Here is a 12,753-nt window from a genome sequence, read left to right as displayed (position 1 = left end):
TGCGCATACGGGGGGTAGAGCGATGTCCCTTTATCGACACAATGACCGATTCGCCCGGAAACAGATTTCGCTCGGGAGGGCCATCTGGTGGGAAGGCAACTGGCGGGAGCGGTGTGCTTGCCCGGATAGTGAGATGACGCGTCTTTCGGCGGGTAGATACGGGATCGTCACCGTTTGGCAATCTTCCCCGTTCCGACTGAGGTGGATTGCATTATCCCCAACCGCGTGCCGGGGGTGTGCTTCCCCTCGATGCGCTGGAACAATTGACGCTCGCGGTTACCCTGGGCCCGTGGTGGGCTTGGAATGGCCGCACCGCAAGGACCGGACAGACGACGCGCCGATCGGGGGTGAGGCGCGAGCGGAGGCGTGATGGCTCGCAGGTCGGCAGTGGGACACGGCCGTGAGGCTGCCCTTGTCGAGGAGGCCCCGGCGGGCGGACTCTCGCTCGGCTCGCCCGCCGACCCGTGGGAGGTGCCCGAGCAACGAGGCCGCCGCGGCGGCAAGTGGGGAGGCTCCGGCGGCCGCTGGTGGATCTGGGTCGGCCGCGCGATCCTGTGGGCGCTCATCCTCGTCATCCTGGTCAACGGCATCCGGGCCCCGTTCGAGCGCTTCACGAGCAACGATTCCGGGACCGCCCAAACCCCCAAGCCGAGCAAGGGCGCCGACTTCCCCAGCAGCTCCGCGAGTGCCTTCGCGATTCAGTTCGCCACGGTCTATCTCAACTACGATCAGAGGACCGCGCAGGCCCGGCAGACGCAATTGCAGTCGTTCATCCCGGACGGCGCCGACGGTAATTTCGGTTGGAACGGTGTCGGAGCGTTGCAAGTCCAGTCGGTCCAGGTGGCCGGAGTGGACGCGCGGGACGCCAACAATGCCGTCGTGACCGTACTGGCGCGCGCGACCGATCGCTGGTTCCGGCTCTCGGTGCCGATCTACACCAAGAACGGCGCGATGGTCGTCTCCTCCCAGCCCGCGCTGCTCCCACCGCCGACCAAGGCGACGCTTCCGCAGAGCGGCGTGACCGATCGCGACCAGGCGCTCGAGAGCGAACTGCAGGGTGCGCTGGGCCCGTTCTTCCAGGCCTACGCCCAGAACAACCAGTCGTCGCTGTCGCGCTTCGCCGACGGCGTCACCATCACCGGCCTCGCCAACTCCGTGACGTTCGCCCAGGTCAAGGAAGTCGTCGCGCCCAAGGGGCCGGCCGGAGAACGTACCATCACCGCAACCGTCGCCTGGCAGGTCCCCGGTGCCGCGGGCGGCAACGGCGGCGAGCTCGACCAGACCTACGAGCTCGTGATGGTCAAGAAGGATGCGAACTGGTTCGTGAGAGATATCCACGGAACGACCCGGCCGGGCCCATCATGAGAGGTCGCGACGTGAGAGACAACCGCCCCCAATCCGCCAGCCGAGGAAGGTAGCCCATCGATGCTGCACCACATTATGGCGTCGATTCCCCACGAGGTCCTCGCGGCGCCGTCACAAAACGACGAATTGAAGACCGATCAACTGGCGGACTGGCTCCGACAGATATTCGGTCCGCTGTTTCTGGTGATCGTGTCCATCGTGGCGATCTTTTTTCTGTTCACCCGCGAAATCACGAGGTTCGTACAGTTCATTGTCCTCGCCATCGGAATCGGGGTGGTCTTCTACGTCCCCAACATCATCGAGACCACGGCACGTGCGATAGCCAAGGCTCTCGGAGTGGACATCACCTGACCCCGGATCGACGGATACTGAGGTCGGACGGCCCCCCGCGCGGGGCCCTGTGCTTGCACAGTTAGGGGAGTACGGGCGTGGATCTACCCACGTACACGAACATATGGCGGATTGAGAAGCGGCTCTACAAGCTGTACGACCTGCGGCTTCCCATGCCGCTGCCGCTGGTCCAGATCGGTGTGTTCGCCGGCGTGTTCGTGCCGTGGATCCTGCTGCTGAAGTTCGCCGGGGTGCCGTTCAAGACGCCCTGGCACGTGCTCTACATCGTCCCGCCCGGCGTCCTGACCTGGATGGCGACCCGCCCGGTGGTCGAGGGCAAGCGCCTCACCGAACTGCTGATCTCCCAGTCGCGCTACCTCTCCGAGCCCCGCACCTGGTGCCGCCTGACCCCGATCCGCGAGCCTCGCGAGGTCGTGATCGTCGCGCGCGTGTGGCGCCGTCCCGCCGCTCCGGCCCCGGTCGCGGCGCCCGAACGTGCCGCCATCAAGAAGTCCCGCAAGCGTTCGCGCAAGGCCGCCCCGCAGCAGGCGACGGTCCCGACCGCGGCCACGCTGCTGCCCGGCCCCGCGCTCGCCGACGCGCCGCAGCCGCTCGCCGACTACGTGGCCTGGCAGGAGAGCCAGGGCGTTGAGGTTCAGGGCGGCTCGTACGACACCACCGCACCCGCCCAGGGTGAGTGGCAGCCCGAGGCCCCCGCGTACGACGCCGCCGCTCAGGGCGACTGGCAGCCCGAGGCGCCCGCGTACGAAGGTGCCGCTGGTCAGGCTGAGTGGCAGACCGAGGCCGAGCCCCAGCCGTCGAAGGGCCGCAAGGCCTCGCGGCGCCGTGCCGCACGTGAGGCCAAGGCGGCCGCTCGTGAGGCCAAGGCCGCGGCCCGACGCGAGGCGGCCGCGACGCGCGAAGAGCCCGTTCGGTACGACGACGAGCGGGTGGCGGGAGACCGCCGGGCGCTGGCCGCCGACGGGGCCGGGGAAGCCGCCCAGCCCCAGCCCACGAACCACATCCCGGTGTCGAGCTGGCGTGCGCCGCGCCCCGCCGCCGGTACGCCCGTCCGGGGCCGTTCCCAGGAGCCGGCCGCCGAGGCCCCCAGCCTTCCGGCTGAAGGCACGCAGATCCGAGCCCGCGCAACCGAAGCGACGCACCCGCCCGCGGGCGAGCCCACGAGGCCTGAACGCGACGGAGCCATGACCGGCCGCGCCGACACGCACTCGCCGAACGGCGAGACGCCCAGGCCGTCCGCACCCGCCGGCGCCGAGCACCCGTCGAGCGGCGAGGGCGCCGTCCCCACGCCGCGACCGGCCGCCGACCGGCGAGCCGCTCGTACGACCCAGCCGGACATCCCCGTCACGCGGGGCCAGGCCGTTCCTCCCGGCGGGCTCGGGACCGAGGACGACGTCAAGGTCGCGGGCGTGCACCGCGAGGGAGCCAGCCCGGTCCGCCTGACAGGGACCGGCCAGCCCACACCTGACGGCTCCGGAGGCGAGCAGGGCGTCCCCGTCGAGGCCGCCGGGGTCGTGGAACGCCAGGACCGCAGGCGCCGTTCGATCAAGCCGTGGCGGCGTTCCTCCCGGGACATCGCGCACGAGGACGACGTCCGGACGATCGAGGCCCGCGAAGAGGTCGCGTCCGCCGAGAACATCGAGCAGCCGCCCGCCACCCCGCAGCTCGAGGTGCCGCCCGCACGGGTCACCCCGGACGCGCCCGCAGGCTCGGGCAAGCGCGCGCTGGTGTCCGGCGTCTGGCGCCCAGGCACCAACGCGGAGTTCTGGAAGGCCGAAGAGAACGGACCGTCGGCGACCATCGCCACCCCGACCACCCGGCCCGACATCCCGCAGCAGAAGGCCGACGGCACGCGCCCGGACATCCCCAAGGCCCCGCCCGCCACCCGTCCGGACATCCCCATGGTCCCCGGCGCGTTCGGTGGAGGCGACAAGGACGCGAACGACTGGCGCCCGGCCAAGGAAACCCGCAACGAGCAGCCCGCCCCCGCCTCAAGCGAAGGCGACAAGGCCCGCCCTCGCGCAGGAGCCGAGTCCGCACCCACCACGAACGATGGCTCGGGCCAGGTCGGCAAGCAGGACGCCCCCGACGCCACTGCACAAGGCTCGTCCGATGGCGCCCAGCAGACCGCACGCGAGGTGGCTGCGCAGGGTCCGCGCGACGATGCCGCTCAGCGTCCGCAGGAAGCCGCCGCCGAGGGCACGACTGACGATGCCGCTCGTGGTGCGCGTGCTGGTACGCCGCAGGGCGCCCACGGTGATGTCACGCGGGACGCTGCTGCCGAAGGCACAGGCGAGGGCGCTGTCCAGAGCACTGCAGCTGAGGGCGAGCGCGGCGTTGCCGCTCAGGTGGCGCGTGATGGTGCGCCGCAGGGCGCGGGCGAGGACGCCGCAGAGGATGCAGGCGAAGCTGCAGGTGACGGTGCCGCTCAGCCCGTGCGTGATGGTGTCGCTCGGGGCACGCGGGATGGTTCCGCTGAGGGTGTGCGGGGCGATGCTGTTCAGGGCGAGCCCGGTGGTGCCGCGCCAGGGACGCGCGACGGCGCAGTGAAGGGGCCGCGCGAGGTTGCTGCGCAGGGCTCGCAGGGCCAGACCGGCCAGGGCTCGCAGGGCCAAGCTGGACAGGGTTCGGACGACGAGGCTGCGCAGGGGCTGCGTGAGGTCGCCGCGCGTGGGGCGCGTGATGAGGACGGCCAGGGAACGCGTGACCAGGGCGGGCGTCCGCGAGATGGCGTTGCGCAGGGGCCGCGTGGGCTTGTGGCGCGTGGGGCGCGTGATGAGGACGGCCAGGGTACGCGTGATCGGGCTGCGCAGGAGCAGCGTGACGAGACTGGGCAGGGCCGGCGTGATGGCGTCGTGCAGGGGCCGGGAGACGGTGCCGTTCAGGATCCGCGTGATGGGGCTGAGCAGGGTTCGCGTGAGGTCGCCGCGCGTGGGGCTCGTGATGAGGACGGCCAGGGCGCGCGGGATAGGGCTGAGCAGGGGCGGCGCGACGGGGCTGCCCAGGAGGGGCGGCGTGATGGGGCTGAGGAGGGGCAGGATGTGCCGCCGCCTCGGCCTTGGTCTAAGGGGTTGTCCAAGCCGCCTGTGAGGTCGGGGACTACGGAGAACATGGTGTGGCCGCCCGTTCAGCGGCGGGACGTTCCGCAGCAGCCGGGCAGGGGGCCGCAGGGGCCGCCGCCTCGGCCGCCGCAGGGGACGCCGGTCAAGCCGCCGGCGCCGCAGCCTCGGCCGCAGATCGTTCCGGCGGCCGAGCAGGCTCCGCCGCGCGAGGTGCGGTCCGGGCCGCAGTCGCCGGTGCGGCCGCGGCCGTTGCCGCCGCCTCCGCCCGCGCCGCCGTCCGAGCCGGCGATCACGCCGCCGGGGCCTGAGCACGAGGTCAGCACGGGTGGGCTGCGCCGGCTCATCCAGGCCGTGGGCGGCGGGCACGGCGAGGCCGACGCGGAGTACGAGGCCCGGTTGCAGCAGCCGTTCCACGGGACCCGGCACATCGTGGTGCTGGGGTGCACCGGCGGCGCGGGGCAGACGGTGACGTCGCTGATGCTGGGGCACACGTTCGCCCAGCACAATGGCGAGCCGGTCGTGGCGATCGACGTCAACCCGGGACCGGGCGCGCTGGCGAGACGGACGCGAAGCGAGACAAATGAGACGCTGACGGGACTTATTACGCGGGCGGATCAGGTCACAAGCTTGACTGCTATGCGGCGGTACACATCTCAGGCCAAGTCGGGGCTCGATGTGATCGCGGCCGGGCGGAACCCGCTGCAGGCGCTGGACGACCGGGACTACGCGCTGGCGATCCGGACGATCGACAAGTTCTACTCGGTGACGCTGCTGGACGCGGCGGCGGCCGTGGTGGCGCGGGTGCTGCCGTACGCCGACCAGGTCGTCCTGGTGGCGCCGGCCAGCTCGGATGCGCCGCGGGCGGTCGCGATGACCTTCGAGTGGCTGGACGGGCACGGCTATGACGAGCTGAGGTCGCGGGCCGTCACCGTGATCAACGGGGTGAGCCGGCGGAGCATGGACGACGTCGAGCAGGCCGAGGCGGTCGCGCGGGGGCGTTGCCGGGCGCTGGTACGGATTCCGTGGGACGATCATCTGAGCATGGATCGCGCGCCCCGCAACGAGCTGAAGTCGTTGCGCGCGCCCACTCGCCGTGCCTATCTCGCGCTCGCCGGTGTGGTCGCCGGCGGGTTCAGTGTCATGCCCGAGCGTTACCAGGAGCTTGAGCAGGAGCAGGAGGCGACCCGATGAGCCGGGCTTCCAAGGCGCGGTCGAGCCGGCTGGCCGTACGGTACTTCGACGATCGGGTCCTGCTGACCGACAACGCGGCCTGGGCGTACTTCCGGCTGCCCACGGTGTCGTACGAGTTCACGACGGGGGAGGAGCGCGAGGCGCTCGCCACCAACATCACCATCGCCCTGGCCGGCATCCGGATGGCCGACGCCGAGGTGCACCTGAGGATCGCGCACCGGACCTACCCGGCCGCCGACTGGGCGCTCGCGCTGGACAACACCTCCGACGGCGGGTCGGGCTGGCGCGCCTACCTGGAGGAGACGTACGCGCACGTCTGGTCCAAGGACTTCTGGACCAAGGAGGTCTACCTCGGCGTACGGCTGGGCCAGCGCGGCATGGGCGCGCAGCTGTCGGGCGGGGTGCTGTCCACGCTGCTGGGCTTCTACAAGCGCAGCGAGCAGACGCTGGGCATGGAAGACGACGCGATCGACAAGAAGGAGATCGCGCGCTGGACCGAGCAGGCCGAACGCGTCGGGCGGGCCCTCGGCGGCTCGGCGCTGTACGCCAGGCACGCGGCCTCGACCGAGGTGGCGTGGCTCTTCCAGCACGCGGTGACGGCATCGCTGGCCGACCCGCCGCCCTCCGCGGTGGCCCGACGTACGTGGGGCAAGGGTGAGATCGAGGCGCTGGTGGAGGGGGCCATCCACAACGGGCGGTCCTACCTGCGGGTGGAGCAGCCCAACTTCAACGGGAACGGGCCGGGCGCCACGGCGCAGTCTTACGTGGCTTATCTGTCGTTCGCGCGGTTCCCGGACATGATGGCCTTCCCCGACGGGGAGCCGTGGTTCCACTACGCCGACTCGCTGCCGTTCCCGGTCGAGATCAGCGCGCGGATGAAGCTCATCTCGCCGGCGAAGGCGTCCAAGGACGTGTCGCGCAAGCTCGCGCACGCGCGGGACATGGATCAGCACATCCGGGAGGCGGGCGCGGAGGCGCCGATCGCCCTGGCCGAGCAGATCGACGCGGCGCGGATGCTGGAGCACGGCATCACCAAGGAGCGCCTGCCGTTCGTGTACGGCTGGCACCGGCTCATCGTCTCGGCGCCGAACGCCGAGCTGCTGGCGCAGCGGGTGGACGCGGTGGTCGAGCACTACCGCGACATCGGGATCGACGTCGTCAACTCGACCGGCGACCAGTTCTCGCTGTTCCTGGAGTCGCTGCCCGGGGATCGGATCCGGCTGAACGCGTACGCCCAGCGTCAACCGTTGCGGACCATCGCGGGTGGCATGCCGGTCGCCACGGTGGATCTCGGCGATAGGTCGGATGAGAACGGCGAGGGGTGGATCGGGCCGTACATCGGCGAGACGCTCGGCCGGGCGCGGTCCATCGTGCACTTCGATCCGCTGGTCGCGGCGGCCCGCAACCGGCCGACCGCGGTCGCGATCACGGGCGAGCCCGGCGGCGGCAAGACCACGCTGGCGCTGCTCCTGATCTACCAGATGGCGTTGCGCGGGGTCACGGTCGCGGCGATCGACCCCAAGGGCGACGCCGAGTCGCTGGTCGAGCTGCTGAAGGCGCGCGGGCGGAAGGCGCGCATCCTGCCGCTGGGATCGGCCGCGCCCGGACTGCTGGACCCGTTCTCGTTCGGGGACGACCTGGCGGCCAAGAAGACGATGGCGACCGAGACGCTGCGGCTGCTGCTGCCGCGGATGTCGGAGGAACGCGAGTCCGCGATGATCCAGGCGGTCGGCGCCGTGGCGAACGCGGACCGGCCTTCGCTGGGGAAGGTCGTGGACTACCTGGAGGGCTCGGACGACCCGGCCTCCAAGAACCTCGGCGCCGTGCTGCGCTCGATGTCGGAGATGCGGCTCGCGCGGCTGTGCTTCGACCCGTCGGGTGGGGAGCGCATCGACACGGCCGGGTGGACGACCGTGTTCACGCTCGGTGGCCTGACGTTGCCGGATGTGGCCATCTCGCGCGAGGACTACTCGTACGAGCAGCGGCTGTCGGTGGCCCTGATGTACCTGGTGTCGCAGTTCGCCCGGCGGCTGATGCACGGCCTTGACCGGCGGCTACCCAAGGCGATCTTCCTGGACGAGGCGTGGGCCATCACATCGACACCCGAAGGCGCGAAATTGGTGCCGGAAGTGTCGAGAATGGGGCGCTCTCGCAACACTGCGTTGATCCTGGTCTCACAGAACGCCGGGGACCTCTTGAATGAGCAGGTGACCAACTGCCTGTCATCGGTGTTCTCCTTCCGTTCCTCGGAACGGATCGAGGTCGGGAACGTCATGTCGCTACTGGGGGTCGAGAACAGCGACGAACACAAGGCCGTGCTCCGCAACCTGGGCAACGGCGAGTGCATCTTCCGGGATCTGGACGGGCGAGCGGGTCGCATCGGGGTCGACCTCATCTCGGACGAGCTGCAGCGCTGGCTCGACACCAACCCGACCCGGTCCCGTCCAGAGTCGTCAACACTGACCGTCGCGGGGGCCGAGGCCGAGGAGGTCCATCGATGAAGGGTCCCCGTCACCGGGCCGTTCGCGTTCAGCGATCTCCCGGGGAGGGCCTCGACCGCGCACTTTTCGACCGTTCCGGCCGCCCCCGCCGCCGACCCCGGCGCCGGACGTCCCGGCCGCGGAGCCGTCGAACCGCGCTGTTGCTCATCTTGATGTCGCTGTTCCTGGTCAGTCCGCTGTCGCCGGCGGCGTCGGCATTTCCCGGCCCGCCAGGATCCAACCCCAACGACGCCTGCGCTCCCGCTCCCAACCCGGCTCCCGAGCAGTACCTGTCGGGTACGGACGGCATGATCAAGCCGCCGGACTACCCGAACCAGAAGCTCCAGACGACGCCCGCCAAGGACCTCACGTACTACGACCGCTACGGCACGGCCGGGCAGAACTGGTACGCGGTCGACATGGGCTGCTCGGACGCGATGGCGATGATGGGCAACGCCCTCGCCAACACCACGTTCACCCTCGTCCGGGCGATCGACCGTACGACGATCAGCGTCTACCAGGCGGCCGCGTCCGAGTCGCTGCTCGGCTGGCTGAAGGGCACCGTCGACGGCGTCATCAGCGGCATGGGCAAGACCTTCAACGCCCGCTACTGGTCGTGGGTGGTCATCCTCGGCGCCATGTGGCTGGCCTGGTGGGGGCTCGTGCGCAAGCGAGCCTCCAAGGTCACCGAGGGCGTGATCTGGATGGTCGCGGCCATGGTCGCCTTGATCTGGCTGGTGGCGAGACCGGCCGACTTCACAACGCTGGGGACGAAGGTCTCGGCGGCCACAAGCGCGGCGTTCAATGCCGCGCTGCCACAGAGCGATACCAAGGGCGGCACCTGCATACCCGCACCGCAGGGCCAGCCCGATCCGCTCAAGTCGCCGAACGTCGACGCCACGACGCGCAACGCCAACGGGCTGTGGGTGGCGCTGGTCTGCAAACCGTGGTTGATGGGCGAGTTCGGAACGACCGACCCGAACGCCCAGGTGGTCAAGGACAACGCCGACAAGCTGCTGTGGTCGCAGGCAGTGGACTTGCCTGAGACGTACGGCGGGCAGAAGGTCGACCTGGGCAAGAAGGCCGACGCCTACAAGGCCGTGTCCAAGGACATCAAGGACAACCACGGCGGCACGTACGCGGTGTTCCAGGGCAAGAACTGGACCAGCCGCCTGGCCGTGGCCTTCGGTGGTCTGTTCGCGGCGCTGGTCGCCGGGCTTCTCATCCTGGTGATCGCGATCGCGCTCATCGTCGTGAAGATCGCGTTCCTGCTGCTCTTGGTCGCCGGTCCGATCTTCCTCGGCATCGGCATCCATCCCGGCATCGGCCGGGTGATCGCCATCCGGTGGCTGGAACTCTTGCTATCGATGCTGCTGAAACAGGCAGCACTGATAGGTGTGCTGTCTCTGTTGTTGTGGGCGTACGGGCTGATCCTCGGCGAGACGCTGCCATGGGGCCTGCAGATCCTGCTGATCGCGCTGGTGACGTTCGCGGCGTTCATCTACCGCAAGCCGTTCCAGCACCTGTTCTCGGCGGTCGGATACTCGGCGGTCGGCTCTCGCGAGAAGAGCGAGGCGCACCTCGACAAGTCCGTCTTCGAGGCCCGCAAGAACACCCTGGCGGCGGCCACAGCGGCTGCGGCTCCCGCGGCGGCCGGCTACCGGCTCGCCCGCTGGGGTGGCAAGCGCGACGCCGCGGCCGATGGCGGTGCCGTACCGGACGCCGCGACGGCCGGAACGGGCTCGGCGGGCGACAGACGGACCGCGATCGGCGCTGCCGGAGCAGGCGAGGGATCATCGCCCGACGCGGCTCCCGTTCTCGCCGCCAAGCCCCGTACGGGCGCGGCGGCGGGCCAGGGACGCTCGCGGCGCGGTGCCCCTCCGCTCAACCTGCCGACGCGTGCGCGCGGCCTGGCCGGTGACACCAACGGCACCGTCACGGCTCGCGCCGGCGACGGCTCGTCCAACGGCGGCTCTGCCGGAACGGGCGGAGGCGTAGCCGGCGGAGGAGCCGGAGCGACGAGGCCCACCTCGTGGGGTCGCGGTTCCGGTGGCGGCGCGGCTTCCGGTGGTTCTGGAGGCTCAGGCTCAGCCCGCTCTGGTGGCTCGGGTGGTTCCGGGAGCTCTGGCGGCAACGGCTCGGGTGGCAACGGTGCGTCCGGTGGCGCGCCGGCCGGCGGAGGCTCTGGAGCGTCGGGCGGCGGCGGATGGTTCGGAGGCCGGTCGTCGAGTGGCGCCGGGCGCGGCCGCAGCCGGGCCGGCGGTGGCGGCGCGGACTCGGGCGGCTCTCGCGGTTCGGGTCGTTCGGGCGGCGGCGGTACGCCGTCGCGCGGCAGGAGCGGTGGCGGTTCCCGGGGCGGCGCACCGGCTTCAGGCGGCTCGGGTTCAGGCTCGGATTCAGGCGTTCCCAGGCCGCGTACCGGCGTAGGTTCCGGCTCGGCCTCAGGTCAGGGCGATGGCCAGCAGCCGCCGCCACTGTGGGGAAAGAGGGGCAGTGAGGAGGGCCCGCCGATACCGTTCTGGCTGCGTCCGGCCGACAGTGAGTCAGAACGGGATCAGTGATGAACCTGACGGATCGTCAGCGCAAGCTTCTCTTCGCGGGGCTTGTGGTGCTCCTGGCCGTCATCGGCGTCTACCTGACGCTGATGGCGCCGGGCGGCGGCTCGGACGACAAGGCCGACTCGCCCGGTAAGACACCGAGCGCGGCGCCGTCGGTGTCATCCGGGCCCAGCGGACCGGCCTCGCCCCCACCCGGGATTTCGAGCACCGTCGATCCGAAGACGTTCGACGTCTACAAGCTGCTCCCGTTCAGCCAGCAGGAGTTCGCGACGGCCGCCGACCTCGCCCAGAAGTTCATCGTGGCGAACGGCACGTACCGCTTCGACGAAGCCCCTCAGACCTTCGTCGGGCGGCTGTCCGGGCTGGTCACCGATCAGCTCCTCACCGACCTCCAGCGCAGCGCCAGCGCGCCCGGCATGCTCGATGAACGCCGCCAGGACCAGGTCGTCGCCGACTGCACCGCGACCCTGGATCGCGTCCGCAACATCGAGGACAACTCGATCATCTTTCTGGTCACCGGGAACCAGCAGGTCACCAAGGCGGGCAAGAAGACCACCGACCGCCAGCAGTGGGCCGTGACCGTGTCCCGCGACGGCGGCTCGCTCAAGGTCTACGGCTTCGAGCCCGCCGACGACGGCCAGCAAGGCGACACCGGATGAACCGCCGCAGGGTTCTCATCGGCGTCGCACTCGGTGCCGTGGGCATGCTCTTCGTCGCTCTCATGATCGTTCCGGTGCTGTTCGGTGCCAGCCAGTTCATGTATGGGAACGGCGCCAGTAACGCGGGCTGCGTGGACGTCTCCGACGCGGGCATTCAGCCCGGCGAGGCGAACGACGCACGCGCGATCCCTGCCAACTACCTGCAGCTCTATAAGAAGGCGGGCCAGGACTACGGCATCCCGTGGAACGTCCTCGCCGGCATCGGCAAGGTGGAGACCAGCCACGGCACGTCCAAGCTCCCCGGCGTGAGCAGCGGCGAGAACTACGCAGGGGCGGGCGGCCCCATGCAGTTCCTCCAGGCGACCTTCGACTCGTTCGCCGTCGACGGCAACAAGGACCACAAGAAGGACCGCTACGACCCCGCCGACGCCATCCCCACCGCCGCCGCCTACCTGAAGCACAACGGCGCCCCGCAACGCATGAAGACCGCCATCTTCATGTACAACCACTCGTGGGACTACGTGAACCTGGTCCTCGACTGGGCCAAGAAGTACGGCGGCGGCGACTTCAAGGTCGTTCAGTCCAACGGCATCGACTGCCAGGACAACCAACTTCCCCCCGGCCTCAGCGGCCTCGTCGCGCGCATCGTCGCGTTCGCCATGTCCCAGCGCGGCAAGCCGTACGTCTTCGGCGCCAACGGTCCCGACGCGTGGGACTGCTCCAGCCTGATCCAGGCGGCCTACCGCGCCGCGGGCATATCGATCCCGCGCGCCACCTGGGGTCAGTACCCGTTCGGCGTACGAGTCCCCAAGGGCCAGGAGCAGCCCGGTGACCTCGTGTTCTTCAACTCCGGCCCCGGCACCTCGGCCGATCACCCCGGCCACGTCGGCATGGTCATCGGCAAGAACAAGATGATCGTCGCGCGCTGCACGCTCTGCGATCCCGCGATCGGCGTCTTCCCCTACAAGCGGGGCGACTGGGTCGGCGTGACCCGTCCGCTCGCGCGCCCCGACATCCAGAAGAAGCTGAGCCAGCTGAACGCCGACGCCGCCGCGCAACCCGGCGGATGATCACTCCCTGAAATCAA

The 12,753-nt window shown here is 70.3% G+C and carries 7 protein-coding genes; all 7 read left to right on the top strand.

Annotation, left to right across the window (positions count from 1 at the left end; genetic code table 11):
* Positions 1-369 precede the first annotated feature (369 nt).
* Positions 370-1,365: a conjugal transfer protein gene (locus J4573_RS07185; RefSeq protein WP_208254495.1), complete on the top strand. Its 996-nt coding sequence runs from the start codon at positions 370-372 to the stop codon at positions 1,363-1,365.
* Positions 1,366-1,425: 60 nt separating this feature from the next.
* Positions 1,426-1,716 carry a hypothetical protein gene (locus J4573_RS07180; protein ID WP_208254494.1) on the top strand — a complete coding sequence of 97 codons (291 nt, stop codon included), beginning with the start codon at positions 1,426-1,428 and terminating at the stop codon, positions 1,714-1,716.
* Positions 1,717-1,793: 77 nt separating this feature from the next.
* On the top strand, positions 1,794-5,969 hold the full coding sequence (locus J4573_RS07175) for a TcpE family conjugal transfer membrane protein (protein WP_208254493.1): 4,176 nt from the start codon (positions 1,794-1,796) through the stop codon (positions 5,967-5,969).
* The gene (locus J4573_RS07170) at positions 5,966-8,470 is read left to right on the top strand and encodes an ATP-binding protein (RefSeq protein ID WP_208254492.1); all 2,505 of its coding nucleotides are present in this window, start codon (positions 5,966-5,968) and stop codon (positions 8,468-8,470) included. The genes J4573_RS07175 and J4573_RS07170 overlap by 4 nt, the downstream gene beginning before the upstream one ends.
* A gap of 140 nt (positions 8,471-8,610) precedes the next feature.
* Complete coding sequence (locus J4573_RS07165) at positions 8,611-11,010, top strand: type IV secretion system protein (RefSeq protein ID WP_243772641.1); 2,400 nt, start codon at positions 8,611-8,613, stop codon at positions 11,008-11,010.
* Complete coding sequence (locus J4573_RS07160) at positions 11,010-11,666, top strand: hypothetical protein (RefSeq protein WP_208254490.1); 657 nt, start codon at positions 11,010-11,012, stop codon at positions 11,664-11,666. Before J4573_RS07165 ends, J4573_RS07160 begins: the two co-directional genes overlap by 1 nt.
* Positions 11,663-12,736 carry a C40 family peptidase gene (locus J4573_RS07155; RefSeq protein ID WP_208254489.1) on the top strand — a complete coding sequence of 358 codons (1,074 nt, stop codon included), beginning with the start codon at positions 11,663-11,665 and terminating at the stop codon, positions 12,734-12,736. Before J4573_RS07160 ends, J4573_RS07155 begins: the two co-directional genes overlap by 4 nt.
* Positions 12,737-12,753 lie beyond the last annotated feature (17 nt).

The sequence above is a fragment of the Actinomadura barringtoniae genome, from assembly GCF_017573505.1.
Classification (GTDB): Bacteria; Actinomycetota; Actinomycetes; order Streptosporangiales; family Streptosporangiaceae; genus Spirillospora; species Spirillospora barringtoniae.
Note: the sequence above shows the minus strand (reverse complement) of the source record. Positions and strands in the feature narration are given on the sequence as shown.